The sequence below is a fragment of the Commensalibacter communis genome, from assembly GCF_947179015.1.
GTDB lineage: Bacteria > Pseudomonadota > Alphaproteobacteria > Acetobacterales > Acetobacteraceae > Commensalibacter > Commensalibacter communis.
In genome coordinates this window covers 1-18,281 of the sequence record NZ_CAMXCM010000002.1, presented here as the reverse complement: position 1 = coordinate 18,281, position 18,281 = coordinate 1, and the positions used below count along the sequence as shown (strand labels likewise).

The following is an 18,281-nucleotide window of genomic DNA, read 5'->3' as shown; positions in this document are numbered from 1 at the left end:
TTTTAAAAGGGAAGAGAGGTCATCCCTTTTATAAGTGACACAAATATTATTTCGATCATTGTTTAATAGTAAGCAAATAAAATTACAAGGTTTGGTGCTTATTTTAATGATTCTCTTTCATTTGTTATGTGTTGGTGTTGCTAAAATAATAGTTTGGTTAGCTTCAGTGTTCAGAAATAAACTTTAAGCCATCAGAAAAATAGAATATTCACGATAACTTAAAGTTTTTTGTGTGATGTAGTAGATCTGTATTCTACTTTGAAGTTGTTTAGTTGAATCTATAAAGTAAAGGTTGGAATATAAATGATCTTATCTGAGCCATTAATGTGCTTCTGACCAGTTTTTACCGATTCCTGCCTCTACAACAAGTGGAATAGATAATGTTACAGTTTTTTCCATTACTTCTTTGGCAAGATTGACTAGTTTTTCAGCATCCTCTTCTTTGACTTCGAATAATAGTTCATCATGCACTTGTAATAACATTTTTGCTTGGAGTTGATGTTCTTTAATCGCCTTATCCATATCCAACATTGCACTTTTGATAATATCCGCAGCCCCACCTTGTAAAGGCGCGTTAATGGCTTGACGCTCTGCATAGGCGCGCATTGGCCCTTTAGCTGTTTGAATGCCTGATATCCAACATTTACGACCAAAAGGTGTTAAGACATACCCGTTTTCTTTTGCTTCCTCTTGTGTGGTTTGCATATAAGTTTTGATTTCGGGGTAACGTTCGAAATAAGTATCAATATATTGTTTCGCCACACTTGATGAAACACCTAATTGTTTTGCCAAACCAAACGCACTGATTCCGTAAATAATTCCAAAGTTAATTGCTTTGGCTTGACGACGAACCAAGGAGCTCATGCCTTCTATGGGTGTATTAAACACTTCAGAAGCAGTTCGGGCGTGAATATCTTCATTATGAATAAAAGAATCTTTTAATTGAGGAATATTCGCGACATGTGCTAGTAAACGCAGCTCAATTTGGGAGTAATCCGCAGAAACCAATACATGACCAGGGGCTGAAATAAACGCAGCTCTGATTTTACCACCTTCTTCGCTCCGAATGGGGATATTTTGCAAATTAGGATCAGTAGAAGATAACCGTCCAGTGACGGTGCCGACCATATTAAAGCTGGTATGAACACGCTTTGTTTGTGGATTGATCTGATCAATTAAGGCATCGGTATAGGTTGATTTTAATTTTGCCAATTGTCGCCATGTCAGGATTTGATCGGCAATAGTGTGGCCTTTATCACTAAGCTCTTGCAAGACTTTTGAATCTGTTCCCCAAGCGCCCGTTTTCATTCTTTTCCCGCCAGGCATATCCATTTCATCGAATAGAACTTCGCCAAGCTGTTTAGGAGAAGCAACATTGAATTCTTTTCCTGCAAGTTGATGAATTTCTTTTTCTTGAATAGCCATTTTTTGGCTGAATTCATCCGATAAAGAGCGCAATAAATCAGGATTGATTAAGATTCCATCTTGCTCCATTTGCGTCAGAACATTAATTAAAGGACGTTCCATTTCTTCATATAAGCTTAATACTTGTAAAGAACGCATTTCTGGGCGTAGCAATAGCCATAAACGCAATGTAACATCAGCATCTTCTGCTGCGTAATCTGTGGCTTTGTCAATGGCTACTTGTGCAAAAATAATGCGTTTACGTCCTGTTCCTGTTACGTCATCATAAGATATAGTTTTATGGTTCAGATGTAGCTCTGCCAATTCATCCATATTATGGCGATGTTTTCCAGCTGCTTGGACATAGGAAATCATCATTGTATCGTCATAAGGGGTTGGAATAGGAAACCCATTATGTTTAAAAACCAGAAAATCATATTTGGCATTATGAAAGATTTTCAAAACAGATGGATCAGTAAATAATGGGCTAAAAGCTGTAATCAATTCAGCAACATGAATTTGTTGCGCACTTTGTTCTTCGAATAGATTATCTTGTTGATGCGCAATGGGGATATAGCATGCTTTTCCTGGCGCAATCGCCATGGATATTCCAACAATATTTGCTTGTAGAGCATTTAGACTATCTGTTTCTGTATCCAATGCACAGTAATGGGTATCTTGAGCCAGTTTAATCCATTGTTGAAGTTGCTCAATGGACGTAATGGTTTCATAATTTTCATAAGCAGGGGATAAAATATGAGAGTGATCTTTGCTTTCTTCTTGTGTAGGATTGGATGCTGTTTTGGATAAAGATGATGGCTGAGACGAAGCCGATTGCCCTTTGGTATATCTTGCTAGGATCGAACGGAACCCTCTTTCTTGTAACCATTCAATCAAGGGCTCTTCTTGAGTTTGACAACATCCTAGTTCATCAATTGGTGTAGGAAGATCAAGATCGTCTTTTAATTGCACCAGCTGATAGGAAATTCGTGCGTTTTCTTGATGTTCCTCTAAATTATCTCGTCTTTTAGAGGCTTTCATTGTTGGGATGGCAGCTAATACTTCTTCCAGACTACCATATTCATTAATCAATGCGGCTGCAGTTTTAGGGCCAATGCCAGGAACGCCAGGTACATTATCAACAGAATCCCCCATCAATGCTTGCAAAGAAATCATTTGTGCAGGTTGAACGCCGAATTTAGCAACAACTTCGGGTTCGCGAATGATCTTTTCTTTGATTGGATCTTGCATACAAACATGGTCATTTACCAATTGCATTAAGTCTTTATCTGATGAAATGATCGTGCATTGTCCCCCAGCTTTTACCATTGCTTTGGCATAGCTGGCGATTAAATCATCTGCTTCCCATCCCGCCATTTCAATGGTTGGCAGTCCCAGTAAACGAGAGGCCTCTTTCACCAAAGCAAACTGCGGGATCAACTCTTCTGGTGGTGGGGGTCTTTGGGCTTTATAAGCAGGATAAATATCATTTCGAAAAGTTTTTCGTCCTGCATCAAAAATTACTGCCATGTGGCTGGCAGTGCGTTCACGAATGATTTTCATCATCATATTGGTAAATCCATAAACCGCATTTACTGGGGTTCCAGAAGGATCTAACATAAGAGGAATTCCGTGAAAAGCACGAAAGATAAAGCCTGATCCATCGACCAAGATAAGATGTTTTTCTGCAGAAGAAGAGGACATGAAGATAAGATCTATATATTATGAATGGGATTTTACTGTATTATTCTTGGAAAAGAAAAGTTTTAGAGCAATAAGGACAAACGGCTTTGTTATCTTTTAGTTTTAAAAAAACACGAGGATGTCCCAATGCGGGATTATTGCCTTCGCAAGAAACAGTTTTTTTGTCTACATAGACGGTTTCGAATTGTCCGCGTTGTGGATTTTGATTAAGAGCTTGTTCGGTTTTCATTAAAATATCCTTGTTTATTATTAAAAGAAACGTCAATACTAAAAGCTATATAAGTATTATGTATTGAGTGTCCCATGAGAATTTTAAATCGATCCTTTTTAACACATTTCTGTCGTATGTGCTTCTCTTTTATAATGGGATGCAGTTTTTTGGGTGGGAATAGTCATAATGCTCAGGCTAAAAATAGCCAAAAGACGGTTGAAATGGCTCAACAAACAAACGCAACTGATCCTTATGCAAACTATAAAACCCTTGTTCCTGCCAGTGAATGGTTAACTTTGTCTGATGGTGCCAAAATCCCATTGCGCATATGGCAAGCGCCTTCGCAACGTGCGATTATTTTTGCGTTACACGGGTTTAATGATAGTCGTGATGCTTGGGAAGATTCGGCAGAATATTTTGTTAATAAAGGGATTAGTATTTACTCACCCGATCAAAGAGGATTTGGTCAAGCCCCTTTACGTGGGAAATGGTCAAGCACCGATCGAATGGTGCAAGATGTGGCTGAAGAGGTGACCATCATTAAGAATCGCTTTCCTAATACTCCAATATATCTAATGGGTGAAAGCATGGGTGGTGCGGTGTTAATGTGCCTTGCTGCTCGTGATGATGCCCCTCAAGTCAATGGATATATTTTACTAGCGCCTGCGGTTTGGGGATCCAAGCAAATCGGAGTTATAGGGGATGTTTCTTTGCGCTTTTTGAACCTTATTGCACCAAATTGGCAATTAAACCCAAGTAAAGCACCCGTTAAAAGAGTCACTGCCAGCGATAATAATGATTCCTTAATACGATTATATTTTAATCCATTAACACTACATAACACCAGAGTTAAGGCACTGCATGGATTGGTGAAATTGATGGATGATGCGATTAAGGCTGCGCCGAGGGTTAGATACCATAGTCTAGTTCAATACGGTGATAATGATCAGTTGGTTCCCTCAGCATCAATGTATTCCGTGTGGGAAAAATTTCCTAAGTGGGTGAGGAAAGATTATGTTCCTAATGGATATCATTTATTGTTACGAGATCAAAATAGGAAAATCGTTGCTAAAGATATTATAAGTTGGATGAATGATCCAGATCAATGGTTACCTTCTGGTGGGGATACAGCAGCTGCTGCTTGGATGTCTGTTAAAGGGAAGGGGCAGGTGCCTTTTTTTGTGCCCAGTCAAGTTGATAATATTGTTCAATAAGTTATTGGTTTTTAGATGGATGTAACTTAGGATAATATTCTTTAAGAAATTTTTTCAATTATGTTGAAATTTTTCATATCGATGAAAAGGGTATTATTATTCTTTCGATAGTGTAATTCTTGGAATTGATAGTTTTCAGGGATCTTTTTAAAATTATAGACATGATAACAATAAATCATTTGGCCAGTTCCTTCATCTAGCCCTGTAATTTTAATGGCTATTTCAGAATGTTTTTCAAGTAATTCTTGCATATTATAACGATATAAAGGGCTATGTTCATCAATGATGTGATTCACTTCAAAAGTAATTTGGAAAATTGGAATATTGCTTTGGATTAAGGGTAATCGGTCTATTTTGCGATAAATGCGATCTTGTGCATCTTTTTGTAAAGAGCATAAAAAGACTTCGATATTGACATCTAATAACACTGTTTTACGTCCATTTGCCATACGAATATCTAAAGATTGTGCATTATTGTTACAAGAAATAACCGCATGATGTGCAAAAATAATTTTAGACATTGGCTTGGCAAAGCGAGCAAAAATGAGCCCTGTAGAGAGTGCATTCACAATAATGCCAAAAGTAATTTCAATGGAAGATACAATATTAGCAAAATCGCCATTAGGTGAGATAGAGCCATACCCAACGGTGGACATGGTCTGAACGCTTAGGAAAAAAGCATCAATAAACCGTCCACCACTATTGCTAATTTCATGAGGTAAAATAGAATAAAATATTGCAAAAATAAGATTAATAAACAGAAAAATAAAAACATAAAAGAAGATAAATTTCCGCCAGCTGACCGTCAAAGCAGCATGATAAAAATCATGGATAACTCTGTAAGTAAATCCTGAAACAACGACTTGCTCATGGATACTGCTGTCTATTAATAAATGAGGTCTTAATTTTGGTTTATACATTTTGATTTGTCGGGGGGTTATAAGAATTGCATTGATCTTACCCTGAAAGTCAACAGAAATATACTCTGAACTGTGAAAGGATTTAAGAAATGTGGATTCTGTTTTTGTTATTATGATAAAATAATTAATCTATTTTGAGGGATAAAATATTTATCATGAAAGCGATTATCGAGCTACAAAAACGCACAATGGATTCATCAAGTAATATTGTTGATTTGGTGAGGTATGCTTATGTAATTGCTTATAAACTGAATCTTCAGGATTTTGTAGAATGGTGTAATGCTGAGCTTGAGGGCTATACTGAACATTGCGAAGTTTTTCTACCAGAATATAGATGTGTAGGTGGTACACTAAAGGTTTCTTTTATGAATGGTAGGGTAGAACGTTACTCTTTTTCTGATGCTGATAAAACATCTCGTCTATCAAGGATGGGTTTCCCAAATGACATTTCATCGTTGATAAAAATTATCGAAGAAGCAGAGCAAGGTAAATGGATATCTGCAAAACTGAGTCCGAAATTAGAGCAATTGATTGTAGATGATCCTGAGTATATATTTGCTATAGAAGCATATTTAGAAGTTCATATATCTGAATTGGAAAAAATTTTCTCTAATATAAGAAAGATTATTTTAGATTGGACTTTGAAGTGTGAAAAGCAAGGAATTCTAGGAGACGAATGGATATTTACAGATAAGGAAAAACAAATGGCACAAAATATTACTTATAATATTAGCTCAGTTCAAAATATGGCTAATCATAATACAGATACAACAATTAACCAAACGGCTCAGAATATATCGGTAACTAAAGGAGATTTTCAGTCTTTAGCAAATTTTCTAAATGATAAGGGAATAAGCGAGCCAGATATTCAAGAATTAAAAGAAATTATTGATGTTGAATCTAATCTTGCAACAGAGGGTATGGAAAATGGTAAGCTTCAAAGCTGGATCGGAAAAGTTGCGATTGGGGGCAGCTTAGTTGCCAAAGGGGTTGCAGTTGAAACGATTGTAGAAGGAATAAAATATTATTTAGGTTTTTAATTATAAAACAAGAAAGTTTTCTATAACGCGCATTGACCAATTTTAATTATATGATCGATTTTGCATCCCATTAGATATTCAGGGTGATGCGTTTCTTCATTGATCCGATCTTCCAATCGAACAAATCCATGTTTTTCATAAAACTGAACCGCAGCTTCATTCTCAGTATAAACATTTAAGAATAATACAGAACGAACTTGCTTGGCTTTTTCAGTCAGGCTAGAACCCAATCCTTGGCGTTGATATTCTGTTTTGATAAAAAGGCCAGAAATATAAAGATCTGTTAATCCAATGAACCCTTTGACACCATGAATATCTTGCACATAGATTTCGGATGAGGGAAGGATCGTTCTGACTAAGTCAGTATTTTTCTGGAAAAAAGAAGGATCAATGAAAGAGTGAGCCAGCAGATTTTGCTCTAACCAAATATTCATCACTTGGTCTAAATCAGCAGCTTGAAATTCTCTAATCATTGATCCTCTATAATTTGTTTAAATTATTTGAATAAAACAGCTCCAGCCGTGCGGTTGGTTGCGGTATCTACAAGGATTGCAGCCCCAACATCTTTGGCATCATTATAAGGTAAAACAGGAATAGGTTGTTGTAAGACTAAAGAAACTTCCCCGATACTATTTTTATCCAAATTTTCAGCAGGTTCCGTTTCCAACGTATGAATATTCAAATGATGTTCAATTGCAGAGACTTTTGTTTTAATCCAACGATGACCATGCTTTAACCAATAGGCGCGCCCGACAACCAAGGGCTCATCATCTAACCATGCCAATGTAGCTTTGGCTTCTTTTTGTCCAGCAACAGAAGCTGTGGATGCAATTAACCAATCTCCACGGGAAACGTCAATTTCTTGATCCAAGATCAATCCAACAGACTGTCCTGTAGCTGCCTCTTGAAGCTCTTCTTGCAAAGCATTGGCGAATATCTTGCTAACTTTTGCCTTGGCACCTGAGGATTGAACCGTTAAATGATCCCCAATCTTTACGTTGCCAGCAGCAATTCTTCCCCAAAAAATACGGCGACCATGTTGTGTCGATGAACCATCATGAGCTTCTTCTAGTTTTTGCACAAACTGTACAGGAAAGTGGAATTCTTGTGTATTAGAAGTGACATGAGACGGAAGAGCAGTTAATGCTTCTAATAGGCTTGGTCCTTGATAGACCTTTTCACACAAAATATTGCCATGCTTGTCAGCATTACGCGTTGTAATATTCAATCCTTTTAATGCTGAAATAGGAATAATATTCGTAATCGTTACATTAGCTTGGCTGATGAACTTTTCTAATGCATTTTTAACATTGATAAATGCGGTATCAGGATCTTTAATTGCATCTAGTTTATTAATAGCAAATAAAATAGAGGGTACTTTTAATAGATGGGCTAACAATGTATGACGACGGGTTTGAGGCAATAAATCAACCACTTCGTCTTCCCAGTTTAATTTGGTTACATCAACTAAAATAACAGCGGCATCACTGCTGCTGGCAGCAGTCACCATGTTACGTGTATATTGTTCATGACCAGGTGCATCAGCAATGATGAATTTACGTTCTGGTGTCGTGAAATAACGATAGGCAACATCAATGGTAATGCCTTGTTCACGTTCGGCTTGTAACCCATCGGTTAATTTGGCTAAATCATAGGATTCATCATCAGCAAGTTTATGTTGAATACCAGAAAGTTGGTCGGCAAGGATGGCTTTACTATCCAGTAATAAACGTCCAATCAGGGTGCTTTTCCCATCGTCGACGCTGCCAGCCGTTAAGAATTTAAGGGTATGTTTGTTTTGTAAAGATGACATAGAGTTGTTTCCTTGAGACTTATAAATGATGACAGCGCGAACTTAGAAGTAACCTTCAAGTTTACGTTTCTCCATAGATGCTTCAGAGGTTTGATCATCCATACGGGTTGCACCACGTTCGCTGATGGTCACAGCGGCAGTTTCTTTGACGATATCGCTGGCATTGGCGGCATCACTTTCAATGGGGCAAGTACAGGTCATATCCCCAACCGTACGGAAACGCACGGTTCTGGTTTCAATGTTTTCGCCTTCTTGCACAGGGGTTACATCGGTGACTGGCACCAATAATCCTTTGCGAGGGATCACTTGGCGTTGATGAGCATAATATAAATTTGGAAGTGGTATTTCTTCTTGTTCGATATATTTCCATACATCAAATTCTGTCCAATTAGAAATTGGGAATACACGGAAATTTTCATCAGGTAAAATGCGTGTATTAAATATATTCCATAATTCTGGACGCTGAGCTTTGGGTTGCCATTGGCCAAATGAATCACGATGAGAGAAAATACGTTCTTTGGCACGTGCTTTTTCTTCGTCACGTCTTGCACCACCAAGCAACGCATCAAAACGGAATTCCTCAATAGATTCCAATAGCGTCACTGATTGATGAGGATTACGACTTTCCAAAGGATGACTTAATCTGACTGTTCCACGCTTCATTGAGTCTTCGACGCTACGGACAATCAGTTTTGCCTTAACTTCCTTAGCTCTACGATCACGGAATTCAATAACTTCAGGGAAATTATGTCCAGTATCAATCATTAATAACGGAAAAGGAAATTGTCCTTGCCCGAACGCTTTTTCAGCAAGGCGTAACATAACACAAGAATCTTTACCGCCAGAGAAAAGCAAAGCAGGACGTTCGAAAGATCCTGCAACTTCTCTCATAATAAAAATGGATTCTTCTTCTAAATCAGAAAGAGGGGTGTATAAATTGGGTGAGTGAGAAGTCATAAAATTTCCCTTAAGTCTTAAATCAAATCGTTATTGTTTTGAAGGTCTGTTCGATAAAGAAGAGGCTTCGTGAACATGTAATCCACATTCTTTTGCTCCATCTTGTTCCCACCACCAACGGCCAGCACGGAAATCTTCACCTAAAGCAATTGCACGAGTACAAGGCTCACATCCAATACTAACAAAAAATTGGTCATGTAGGGGATTATAGGGGACATTATATTCTTTTACATAATGCCAAATATCCCCAATTGTCCAATCCAATAAAGGATTAATTTTTACTTTGGGCTGTGTTGCGTCGCTTGGATTTTCTTGTTCAATAACTTCTAAGTTGGCTCTGAAATTGGATTGCTCTTTTCTTAACCCAGTAATCCAAGCTTCATGACCTTTCAGCAACGCTTTTAACGGGATGAGCTTGCGGATGTGACAACATTCTTTGCGGAGCTCAACCGATTCAAAAATCCCATTCTCACCGTTTTTTTGGACATATTCATCAACTTGTTCTTGGTTGGGGTAATATGCTTTGATTGTTAAACCATAGTGCGCTTCTGCGTGGTCTTTAAGATCTAATGTTTGTTGATGTAATTTTTTCGTATCCAACATCGCGATAGAAATAGGTAGCCCTAGGCGATGGATAAAGTCTGTGATGACCATATCCTCAACCCCAAGGCTGGTGGCTTGAACGATTTTCCCATATTCTGCCACGGCGTTTTGCAGGATTTCCTGCGTTTCGAGCAGTTTACGTTCATAAAATTCACTAGGTTTCTTAGAATATAGTTCTATCGGAGTCATTATATGTGAGCTTTGCTGAAGAAAGAGAATAAGAAGCGATGTAAAACAAAAATCCTTTGGTGTGTCAGAACCTATCTTTTACCAAAAAAAATAGAAAAAAGGTAGATGGTTAATGAAATGTTATTTTAATAATACTTTATTTATATGTAGTTTAATAGTTTCTGCAAAATAAATCAACGAATATATCGTTATTTATAGGATATTAATATAAATAACATAATATTTAAGTGATTTATTATATCAGACATTATCGGCGATTTTAAATCTCAAAGTCCATAATCGGTCTAAAATAGACTTTATCCCCTTTGTTTAAACTACTTAAATTCCGAGTGGTGTTCGGCACTTGGGCCTCGATGGGATAATCACTGTCTTTAGGTTTCAACACAATCTTTGTAACAGCACCAAGGGGGCGGATATCAATCGCTGTTGCTTCGAAATATCCTACTTTCTCCGTGTGAATACTTAAAATTACTTCATGGGGTCTAAATGTAAAATTCTGTTCACCCACTGAAAAATGATTGGTTTCGCCAAGGAAGTGATAGACGAAATCATTCTTTGGTGTGTCCAATATTTCTTTGGGAGAGCCAATTTGCTCAATAACCCCTTTGTTCATAATAACGACACGATCGGCGATTTCCATTGCTTCTTCTTGGTCATGGGTAACAAAAACGCTGGTTAGTTGTATTTCATGATGCAAGTTGGACAGCCATTGCCTTAATTCTCTGCGCACTTTTGTATCTAAAGCAGAAAAAGGTTCGTCCAATAACAAAACGCTGGGATCGATTGCCATGGCACGTGCCAATGCAACACGTTGTTTTTGCCCACCTGATAACTCATCGGGATATCGATCCGCTAAATTGCTGAGTTGCACCATGTCTAACAGATGTTTTGATTTTGCCAAAATATCTGATGCAGAGGGTCTTTCCTTTCTCGGCTTGATACGCAGTCCGAAAGAAATATTTTCTAAAACAGTCATATGTCGAAACAGCGCAAAATGTTGAAACATATACCCAATGCGACGTTCACGAATATCTTTGTTGGAAATATCTTGATCGTTAAAGAATATCTGTCCAGAGCTGGGCTGTTCTAATCCTGCAATAATACGTAAGAGGCTTGTTTTTCCACAGCCTGAAGGTCCAAGCAGGGCAATTAGTTCACCTTTGCGAATATCAAGATTAATATTTTGTAAGACATGAAATTGATTGAAATATTTATTTAGTTCTTTGATATGGATATTCATTTTATTGCTCTGCGTCTGAAGTTACGTGGGTGATTTTACGTTCACACCATTGTCTTACAAATAAGATAATCATTGCCATTATCAACAAGATAATAGAGATACTGAAGGCAGCCGTTGCATTATATTCATTATATAAAATCTCAATTTGTAAAGGCAGCGTATTCGTTAGCCCCTCAATATGACCAGAGATAATGGAGACAGCCCCAAATTCTCCCATTGCTCTGGCAGTACACATCGTCACACCGTGCAGTAAAGCCCAACGAATATTGGGAAAAGTAACAAGCCAAAAAATTTGCCATCCATTTGCACCTAGTAAGCGTGCAGCTTCTTCTTCAGTATTCCCTTGTTCTTGCATCAATGAAATCAAAGAACGTGCAACAAAAGGAAAGGTGACGAAAATGGTGGCCAGCACTATCCCTGGCACGGCATAAATAACTTGTAGATTATACTCCATTAAAAATGGGTATAAAATGCTTTGTGAGCCGTAGAGGAGTGTATAAATTAATCCAACAATGATCGGTGAAATAGAGAATGGCAGATCAATTAAGGTGGTCAGTAAGCTTTTACCAACAAACTCATATTTCGTGATACACCATGCCGCCATCACGCCGAAGATTACATTTAAAATGACCGAAACTATTGTTGCAAATAGAGTCAATTTTAATGCTGATAATGCAACAGGGTTAGCAAAAGTATGCCAAAAGAAACCAAGTCCTTTGGAAAGCCCTTCGATTAAAATAATCGATAAGGGTGCCAGAAAAATAACACCAAACACAAGCCATGTGAGTGTCAAAAGAAGCGATCTTTTGAGTGTGGTTTGTTTATGTATTATAGGTGTCATGATGATTTCTTTTTAGAAAAAAATGGCAACGATAAATGAGTCATAAACCAAATCAAACGATGAGGTTTGATCCAACGTTGAATGATAGTAATAAAAAATAGCAATCCAAAAGAAATAAGCAGCATTAATAAACTGATAACCGTAGCTCCAGTATAATCGAATTGGTCTAGCTTAGAGACAATTAAAATCGGTAAGATTTCAGTTTTATAAGGGATATTTGCAGCAATAAAGACGACGGATCCATATTCGCCTAAACTGCGTGCCATTGCCAAAGAAAACCCTGTCAACCAAGCTGGAAACAACATTGGAAAAATAACATATAAAAAAGTTTGTAAAGGCGTTGCCCCTAGTGTTTTAGCTGCTTCTTCAACAGAATATGGAATGTCTTTGATAATCGGTTCAAGCGTTCTGATGGTAAAAGGAATGGTCACAAAGACCATTGCTACGATAATTCCAAGAGGCGTATAGGCAACTTTAAAAGGTAAAAGAGAGCCCAATAACCCATTGGGTGCATATAAGGTGGTTAACGCAATCCCCGCAATTGCTGTGGGTAATGCCAAAGGAAGATCAATCATTGAATCGATGATTTTTTTTCCTGTAAATGAATATCGAGTCAGCATCCATGCTAAAAAAGCCCCAAAGATTGAAGCCAATAAAGAGGCGTAAAAAGAGGTATATAGTGATAGCTTTAAAGCACTTTGTAATTGCCGATTACTTAGGATGGTAATAAGTTGATCAAAATGGATGTGGCTGGCATATAAAAGCAATGCAGCCAAGGGAAGTAAAACAATTAAGGAAAGCCAAGATAACGTATATCCTAAACTTAACCAGAATCCTGGAATAACTGAGTATTTAGAAGAAAACATTAAGGTTCCTTAATTCAAAAAAAGTTAGCGGTTAATTTCACTCATAATTTTGTCGAATATTTTATTATCCTTAAAAAATTTGTTATTTATTTGTTTCCATCCTTTAAACACTTTGTCAATAGGGATTAATTTTAGGGAGTGAAATTTATCTTTAAATTTTTCTGCGATTTTTGGATTGCTGGGGCGATAGTAATATTCCCCAGCAAGGGTTTGACCGACATCACTATATAAATAGTTCAGATATCCCTCTGCGACAGCACGCGTGCCTTTTTTATCCACTACAGAATCGACAACAGCTACTGGAGGTTCTGCTAAGATTGAAACAGAAGGTGTAATTAATTCATATTCACCTGGTTTTGATTCGTTTAAAGCCATATAGGCTTCATTTTCCCACGAAATTAACACATCCCCCAATCCCCTTTGGATAAAGCTGAGGCTGGAAGAACGCGCGCCAGTATCTAAGATAGGCGCATGTTGATAAATTTGTTTTACAAAATCATATGCTCTATCTTCAGAGCCATATTTTTCCAAAGCATATGCCCAAGCGGCTAAGAAATTCCATCGTGCAACGCCTGATGTTTTGGGATTGGGGGTCATGACTTGCACGCCTGGTTTAATTAAATCATCCCAGTCGTGAATATTTTTTGGATTTCCTTTGCGAACTAGGAACACGATGGTCGAGTAATAGGGACAGCTATGATAAGGCAATCTACTTTGCCAATTTGGATCAATGAGCTGCTTATATTTATTTAAGGCGTCAATGTCGCCTGATAAAGCAAGGGTAACCACATCTCCTTGCATCCCATCGATAACAGATCGTGCTTGTTTCCCTGACGGGCCATGCGATTCATAAACAACGACATCGTCCCCTGTTTTTGCTTTCCAGTATTTTTCAAATGCTTGATTATAGGCATGATAAAATGCTCGTGTTGGATCGTATGACACATTCAATAAAGTCACTGTCTTGGCATGTGTTGTTTGAAAAAATAAAGGTGCCACCATCAAAAAAGCAGCAAAAATTTTCCAAGCGCTAGTTTTGTAGAGCAACATGATGAGGGAACTATCTGTTATGGGATGAAAAAAATAGTAGATACTTCGTATCTTATACCTAATTTATCAAATTTAAAAGTGTTTTTATTAATATACAATTTTTTATAGTTTATAACATTAATTTGAGTAATTTATAAAATTATAATTGCGGCATCTCTTTTGTGTATTTATGGTTGGAATACAATATATTCTTGTCGCTGGTAAACAACCTAAAAAATTTAAATGCACACGTTGTCATTCACCAAACATAGATTGTATTTCGTATAAGGAAGAAGATAGGTTTTTAGAGCGCCGTATGACTGGTCCAGCAGCAAATGTGACTATGGTTAAAGTAAAGAAAAAATATATATATTCTAAATGCAAATGTGAATTTGAAGTGATTGAATATTATCAATTAACTACGGGTACATCTGCACAATTCGACCTTGAAGATCAACAAATAAAAATTAACAGGCAGAAATATGGTTTAGACTCAGAGTAATTTATTTTATTATAGAAAACATATGATCTATTAGTTCTGGTTCTTTGTTAATGATATGGTTTATTGTTTCTAATAATATTTTTTCATTCATTTCACGAACTATAATCATATCTGTTGCCCAGAAGAAATTACCGTTTGCGGATTCACCAGTATGTTTATCTTTTTCCATAATAGAATAAATGGCTTTGATGGTAAAAGCCCAGCCAAAATAGACTTTACCTTTATAATGTAAGTAAAATTCAATATCATCTTGTTCTGATAAAAGTAAGTTTTTGTAAATTTCTATTGTAAAGTTGTGACCTGTTATGAACATGAAGGGTATAATTTTTTAATGGCGGACCCGACGAGATTCGAACTCACGACCTTCGCCTTCGGAGGGCGTATATTTATTAATGAAAACAATGTATTAAATATGTATATGGTGTAATATGGTGTAAATTTACAATTATCTTGCTTTTGTCTACTAGATGTTTTTAAGTATAAATTGTTGCTTTAATTATTTTCATGTTAAGAGTTTTATATGCCTTCTTTTCACAAACGCGGTAAGTCATGGAGAGCTTTTGTTTGTTGTAAAGGTGTTAAACCACTCCCACGAACTTTCGATACTTTACAAGAAGCAAAAGCGTGGGCGTCTCGAATTGAATCAGATATTTTGAGTGGTCATTATATCAATAAATCAATTAAAAATCCATTAACAAATAAGGGTGTCTTATTGACAGATATCTTTGACAAATATGGCCGTGAGGTCACTGTAAAGAAACGAGGTGCGAATAAAGAGTTGCCTCGATTGAATTTTCTAAAAACACAACCAGCGTTTCAATTGCCTATTGCAGAAGTGACACCACAAGTGATTGCTGATTGGCGAGACTTGCGGTTGATGTCAGTAGGAGGTTCTACGGTCAACAGGGATATGAATTTAATCTCGTCTGTGTTTAATATGGCAATTAAGGAATGGGGTATTAAGTTAGAGAACAACCCTGTTCACATGATTAGACGACCAAAGAACCCATCATCAAGAGAACGTAGAGTTTCTGAGGATGAGCAATTGCGGTTGGCTGAGGTTTTGGATTGGGATCAGAAGTCTGCTCCACAAACAAATAAACAATGGGTTGCTTTTGCATTCTTTTTGGCACTTGCGACTGCTATGAGAAGGGGAGAAATAGTATCAATACGGTGGGGCGATATTTATATAGATAAATCTTATATACATCTTGAGATTACGAAGAATGGTGATGCAAGAGATGTTCCATTATCATTGGTGGCCAAACAATTACTTTTGTTATTAAAGCCTCAGAATAAAAAGGAATTGCTTGTTCCTTTACGTCCAGATTTATTAACGTCGATTTTTATCAAAGCCTGCAAGGAAGCAAAAATTAAAGATTTACATTTTCACGATTCGAGAAGAGAGGCGACGACACAGTTATCAAAGAAATTGTCGAATGTATTGGAGTTATCAGCAGTAACAGGTCATAAGGATCTACAGACCTTAAAAAGATACTATAGACCCAAGGCAGAGGATTTAGCAAAAAAACTTGATGGATAAACTGAACAGGCTCAGTTGTAGGTTAATAGTCTTTCCTTGGTTGACCTCTTGCATTTTGAATACTAGTAATCGCTTTTTCTTCATAAAATGCATACACAACAGCTGGTGACCACCTGCTTTTAAAACCTTTTATACATGGTGGTAAAGTTTTGCGTTTTGTTGACATATAAGTTTTAATGGTCGACCGCTTTTTACCTAAATACTCTGCTAGTTCGTCAGCACCCCATGTGGGTATAATGTTTGTATTAGTTTTTTTGTTTTTTTTGACAGTTTCCATCATCTATATCCTGTGGTCTTTATTTTCTTTTTCATTAATTCTATTGAATTGGATTGTGCTTTATATAATCTTTGAAGTGCACTGAGATAGGCTGTCGCATCTCCGTGGTAGAAATTATACAAGCTATGAACAAACTCTACCCATGCTTTTATAGGTTGATTTGGTATGCTAAATGAGCAGTATATGTCTTTTAAGTTCCTGTATTCACCATTCAAAAGGAAGTAAGCCACCTCTTTGACAATGAGTCTTGCTCGATCAGCACAACAGGAAGAGCCTTCTAACGATTCAGTCATTTTCCGAATGTGATTATAAAAAAACGGGTATTTTAAGACGAAATGGCAATACAAAATATAATTTTCTGATTGCTGGTTTTTTTTATCTACTCTAAGCGTAAGGCAAGCTTCCGCAGCTTGGGTTATGTTTTGGAAAAATAAATAATGTAAATTTTCTACATCGTGAAAAGGTAAATTCAATTTAGAAAAATATTTATATATTTTATCTTGGATAATTTCTTTATCTACAGAATCTGCAATATTGATTGCTATAGCACAAATTGCATCTTTTAACTCTTGCTCAATTAATTCTTTAGTGTCATTCATTTTCCACATCCTTTTATAAAGTCATTGATCGCGTATCCGAGCCAAAAGCTGGAGATCGTGGTGAGTATTATTGCGGTGAGCATGGGTTGTAGCTCCTTGCATGGTTTGGTTTTTGTGTTGGAAGGATGATAAAGTATGTTACATCGTCGAGATATGCTGTGCGTTTGTCACCATCTGTATTGTAGCCCTCGAAGTTCTCGTGGGGATATTCACCGCAACCAATGCTATACCCATCAATCGTGAACCATTCTGGGTCTTCGTAGATATGTGTATTAGTGCTTTCTTCATATTGCACGGGGCGTGCAAAAACTTTGACTAAGATTTCAGAATTTCGAACGATGGTTTTTAAAAGACGACGTGAATACTCATTGCCAAAATGATACGTGACACCTTCATCGACGTTCAGCGTTTCTGTATAATGAGGCTTATCCCGCCGTTGAAAACTGTGTGTATAGAAATCAAAACGGTCAAGGCTGTCGAGCTTATCTTGGAAATCTTGAATGGTGTTACGAAGCATTTACTTGTGCCTCCTCGTTATCAAACTCACGGAGAGCTTGTTCGATTAGGCCATCAATAACGCCAGCCCAAGTGGATTCTTTTTCTTTTAGTTCTGTGCGAAGGTTGATGGTTGCTTTGTGACCCGTAATTTTCTCCAATTGAGCGCGACCTTTAACTTGTGACAACGCATTTGCGAGACGTTCATAATCCCTTTTTAGATTTGACTGTTCAGGCTGAATGTCACAGCCACTTTCAGACCATTCTTTCAATCTTTTTCCATGTTCAACGCTAATTAGCTGACCATTTTGGAAAATTACTTGCATATCTCTATTAAGTTTTTTGTCCAACTCATAATTGGGTTTTCCAGGGTTTGTTGGCTCTAAGGTCAAAGATGCTGTCATTTCAAACATAAAGCCTTTTTCGCATATGGGTTGAAACCCTTGGTTGACAACTTCTGTAAATCCTTTATGGTTTTTAATAGGTTTAACTTTTTCTTCTGCTCTAAGGCAGAAGATAATGTGACTTCTGACTTGTGTCAGCTTTGCCATCATTTTCTTATGTTGTTTTTTTGGTTCAGCCCAAGATAACATTTTGACGGCATCCAGCTTTTTAAAGTTAACTTCTCCAGTTTGGCTATCAGTTGCTTTCCTAAGAGCTATTTCATCTGACATTTCAACAATACCACCTTCACCATTCCATTCATGGGAAGCACTATCAATGACAATCACAGATGCCCCAGCTTGCTCGCAGGTTTGGATCGCTTCTATGTAGCGTTCTGGTGTGAAAGGAGGTTGAAAGTCTAAATGAAGAAAATCAAACGTTCCTTTGTTA

The 18,281-nt window shown here is 37.1% G+C and carries 20 protein-coding genes; 4 read left to right on the top strand and 16 right to left on the bottom strand.

Features of this window, described 5'->3' with window-relative positions; translation table 11 throughout:
• Nucleotides 1-321 precede the first annotated feature (321 nt).
• Complete coding sequence (polA, locus tag PQG54_RS04860) at nt 322-3,108, bottom strand: DNA polymerase I (protein WP_271789900.1); 2,787 nt, start codon at nt 3,106-3,108, stop codon at nt 322-324.
• A 40-nt stretch (nt 3,109-3,148) separates the two neighbouring features.
• Nucleotides 3,149-3,337, bottom strand: a complete 189-nt coding sequence (locus PQG54_RS04855) for a zinc-finger domain-containing protein (protein ID WP_271789901.1) — start codon at nt 3,335-3,337, stop codon at nt 3,149-3,151.
• Nucleotides 3,338-3,411: 74 nt separating this feature from the next.
• Between PQG54_RS04855 and PQG54_RS04850 the strand changes: the two genes are divergently transcribed.
• The gene (locus PQG54_RS04850) at nt 3,412-4,533 is read left to right on the top strand and encodes an alpha/beta fold hydrolase (RefSeq protein ID WP_271789902.1); all 1,122 of its coding nucleotides are present in this window, start codon (nt 3,412-3,414) and stop codon (nt 4,531-4,533) included.
• A 41-nt stretch (nt 4,534-4,574) separates the two neighbouring features.
• Here PQG54_RS04850 and PQG54_RS04845 read toward each other — a convergent pair whose 3' ends face one another.
• Entirely contained in the window at nt 4,575-5,453 is an 879-nt protein-coding gene (locus PQG54_RS04845; protein ID WP_271789903.1) for an ion channel, read from the bottom strand.
• A 155-nt stretch (nt 5,454-5,608) separates the two neighbouring features.
• Here PQG54_RS04845 and PQG54_RS04840 point away from each other — a divergent pair, with 155 nt between their 5' ends.
• Nucleotides 5,609-6,493, top strand: coding sequence for an AbiTii domain-containing protein (locus PQG54_RS04840; RefSeq protein WP_271789904.1), 885 nt, complete (start codon nt 5,609-5,611; stop codon nt 6,491-6,493).
• A gap of 20 nt (nt 6,494-6,513) precedes the next feature.
• Here the strand turns inward: PQG54_RS04840 and PQG54_RS04835 are convergent, their stop codons facing one another.
• The 8 genes from PQG54_RS04835 to PQG54_RS04800 form a co-directional block, all read right to left on the bottom strand.
• A complete protein-coding gene (locus PQG54_RS04835) occupies nt 6,514-6,966 on the bottom strand; it encodes a GNAT family N-acetyltransferase (protein ID WP_271789905.1) in 453 nt (150 codons plus the stop codon).
• A 23-nt stretch (nt 6,967-6,989) separates the two neighbouring features.
• A complete protein-coding gene (locus PQG54_RS04830) occupies nt 6,990-8,306 on the bottom strand; it encodes a sulfate adenylyltransferase subunit 1 (protein ID WP_271789906.1) in 1,317 nt (438 codons plus the stop codon).
• A gap of 42 nt (nt 8,307-8,348) precedes the next feature.
• A complete protein-coding gene (gene cysD, locus PQG54_RS04825; protein ID WP_271789907.1) occupies nt 8,349-9,263 on the bottom strand; it encodes a sulfate adenylyltransferase subunit CysD in 915 nt (304 codons plus the stop codon).
• A gap of 30 nt (nt 9,264-9,293) precedes the next feature.
• Nucleotides 9,294-10,055 (bottom strand): phosphoadenylyl-sulfate reductase, encoded by a 762-nt coding sequence (locus PQG54_RS04820; protein WP_271789908.1) that lies wholly within the window; start codon nt 10,053-10,055, stop codon nt 9,294-9,296.
• 259 nt (nt 10,056-10,314) lie between these two features.
• Nucleotides 10,315-11,295, bottom strand: a complete 981-nt coding sequence (locus PQG54_RS04815) for a sulfate/molybdate ABC transporter ATP-binding protein (RefSeq protein ID WP_271789909.1) — start codon at nt 11,293-11,295, stop codon at nt 10,315-10,317.
• Nucleotide 11,296: 1 nt separating this feature from the next.
• Nucleotides 11,297-12,136 carry a sulfate ABC transporter permease subunit CysW gene (gene cysW, locus PQG54_RS04810; protein ID WP_271789910.1) on the bottom strand — a complete coding sequence of 280 codons (840 nt, stop codon included), beginning with the start codon at nt 12,134-12,136 and terminating at the stop codon, nt 11,297-11,299.
• Entirely contained in the window at nt 12,133-13,002 is an 870-nt protein-coding gene (gene cysT, locus PQG54_RS04805; protein WP_271789911.1) for a sulfate ABC transporter permease subunit CysT, read from the bottom strand. Before cysT ends, cysW begins: the two co-directional genes overlap by 4 nt.
• Nucleotides 13,003-13,026: 24 nt before the next feature.
• A complete protein-coding gene (locus PQG54_RS04800) occupies nt 13,027-14,052 on the bottom strand; it encodes a sulfate ABC transporter substrate-binding protein (protein WP_271789912.1) in 1,026 nt (341 codons plus the stop codon).
• Between the two features lie 169 nt (nt 14,053-14,221).
• On the opposite strand from PQG54_RS04800, the gene PQG54_RS04795 reads away from it, so the two are divergent.
• Nucleotides 14,222-14,533: a hypothetical protein gene (locus PQG54_RS04795; protein WP_271789913.1), complete on the top strand. Its 312-nt coding sequence runs from the start codon at nt 14,222-14,224 to the stop codon at nt 14,531-14,533.
• 1 nt (nt 14,534) lies between these two features.
• Here the strand turns inward: PQG54_RS04795 and PQG54_RS04790 are convergent, their stop codons facing one another.
• Nucleotides 14,535-14,846, bottom strand: coding sequence for a hypothetical protein (locus tag PQG54_RS04790; RefSeq protein ID WP_271789914.1), 312 nt, complete (start codon nt 14,844-14,846; stop codon nt 14,535-14,537).
• A gap of 207 nt (nt 14,847-15,053) precedes the next feature.
• Here PQG54_RS04790 and PQG54_RS04785 point away from each other — a divergent pair, with 207 nt between their 5' ends.
• Complete coding sequence (locus PQG54_RS04785) at nt 15,054-16,076, top strand: tyrosine-type recombinase/integrase (protein WP_271789915.1); 1,023 nt, start codon at nt 15,054-15,056, stop codon at nt 16,074-16,076.
• A 22-nt stretch (nt 16,077-16,098) separates the two neighbouring features.
• On the opposite strand, the gene PQG54_RS04780 is transcribed toward PQG54_RS04785, so the two are convergent.
• From PQG54_RS04780 to PQG54_RS04765, 4 genes are all read right to left on the bottom strand, one after another.
• Complete coding sequence (locus PQG54_RS04780) at nt 16,099-16,356, bottom strand: MerR family transcriptional regulator (RefSeq protein WP_271789916.1); 258 nt, start codon at nt 16,354-16,356, stop codon at nt 16,099-16,101.
• Entirely contained in the window at nt 16,353-16,952 is a 600-nt protein-coding gene (locus PQG54_RS04775) for a hypothetical protein (protein ID WP_271789917.1), read from the bottom strand. Before PQG54_RS04775 ends, PQG54_RS04780 begins: the two co-directional genes overlap by 4 nt.
• Before the next feature lie 67 nt (nt 16,953-17,019).
• On the bottom strand, nt 17,020-17,469 hold the full coding sequence (locus PQG54_RS04770) for a hypothetical protein (RefSeq protein WP_271789918.1): 450 nt from the start codon (nt 17,467-17,469) through the stop codon (nt 17,020-17,022).
• The coding region (locus tag PQG54_RS04765; RefSeq protein WP_271807706.1) for a DEAD/DEAH box helicase family protein at nt 17,459-18,281 on the bottom strand (823 nt) is incomplete at its 5' end. The genes PQG54_RS04765 and PQG54_RS04770, both read right to left, overlap by 11 nt.

What these genes read in the sequence shown, in the direction of transcription:
- polA (WP_271789900.1), bottom strand. Translation starts at nt 3,108, where the DNA reads ATGTCCTCTTCTTCTGCAGAAAAACATCTTATCTTGGTCGATGGATCA.
- cysT (WP_271789911.1), bottom strand. Translation starts at nt 13,002, where the DNA reads ATGTTTTCTTCTAAATACTCAGTTATTCCAGGATTCTGGTTAAGTTTA.
- PQG54_RS04780 (WP_271789916.1), bottom strand. Translation starts at nt 16,356, where the DNA reads ATGATGGAAACTGTCAAAAAAAACAAAAAAACTAATACAAACATTATA.
- PQG54_RS04800 (WP_271789912.1), bottom strand. Translation starts at nt 14,052, where the DNA reads ATGTTGCTCTACAAAACTAGCGCTTGGAAAATTTTTGCTGCTTTTTTG.
- cysD (WP_271789907.1), bottom strand. Translation starts at nt 9,263, where the DNA reads ATGACTTCTCACTCACCCAATTTATACACCCCTCTTTCTGATTTAGAA.
- PQG54_RS04775 (WP_271789917.1), bottom strand. Translation starts at nt 16,952, where the DNA reads ATGAATGACACTAAAGAATTAATTGAGCAAGAGTTAAAAGATGCAATT.
- PQG54_RS04790 (WP_271789914.1), bottom strand. Translation starts at nt 14,846, where the DNA reads ATGTTCATAACAGGTCACAACTTTACAATAGAAATTTACAAAAACTTA.
- PQG54_RS04855 (WP_271789901.1), bottom strand. Translation starts at nt 3,337, where the DNA reads ATGAAAACCGAACAAGCTCTTAATCAAAATCCACAACGCGGACAATTC.
- PQG54_RS04770 (WP_271789918.1), bottom strand. Translation starts at nt 17,469, where the DNA reads ATGCTTCGTAACACCATTCAAGATTTCCAAGATAAGCTCGACAGCCTT.
- PQG54_RS04845 (WP_271789903.1), bottom strand. Translation starts at nt 5,453, where the DNA reads ATGTATAAACCAAAATTAAGACCTCATTTATTAATAGACAGCAGTATC.
- PQG54_RS04840 (WP_271789904.1), top strand. Translation starts at nt 5,609, where the DNA reads ATGAAAGCGATTATCGAGCTACAAAAACGCACAATGGATTCATCAAGT.
- PQG54_RS04815 (WP_271789909.1), bottom strand. Translation starts at nt 11,295, where the DNA reads ATGAATATCCATATCAAAGAACTAAATAAATATTTCAATCAATTTCAT.
- cysW (WP_271789910.1), bottom strand. Translation starts at nt 12,136, where the DNA reads ATGACACCTATAATACATAAACAAACCACACTCAAAAGATCGCTTCTT.
- PQG54_RS04835 (WP_271789905.1), bottom strand. Translation starts at nt 6,966, where the DNA reads ATGATTAGAGAATTTCAAGCTGCTGATTTAGACCAAGTGATGAATATT.
- PQG54_RS04830 (WP_271789906.1), bottom strand. Translation starts at nt 8,306, where the DNA reads ATGTCATCTTTACAAAACAAACATACCCTTAAATTCTTAACGGCTGGC.
- PQG54_RS04820 (WP_271789908.1), bottom strand. Translation starts at nt 10,055, where the DNA reads ATGACTCCGATAGAACTATATTCTAAGAAACCTAGTGAATTTTATGAA.
- PQG54_RS04850 (WP_271789902.1), top strand. Translation starts at nt 3,412, where the DNA reads ATGAGAATTTTAAATCGATCCTTTTTAACACATTTCTGTCGTATGTGC.
- PQG54_RS04785 (WP_271789915.1), top strand. Translation starts at nt 15,054, where the DNA reads ATGCCTTCTTTTCACAAACGCGGTAAGTCATGGAGAGCTTTTGTTTGT.
- PQG54_RS04795 (WP_271789913.1), top strand. Translation starts at nt 14,222, where the DNA reads ATGGTTGGAATACAATATATTCTTGTCGCTGGTAAACAACCTAAAAAA.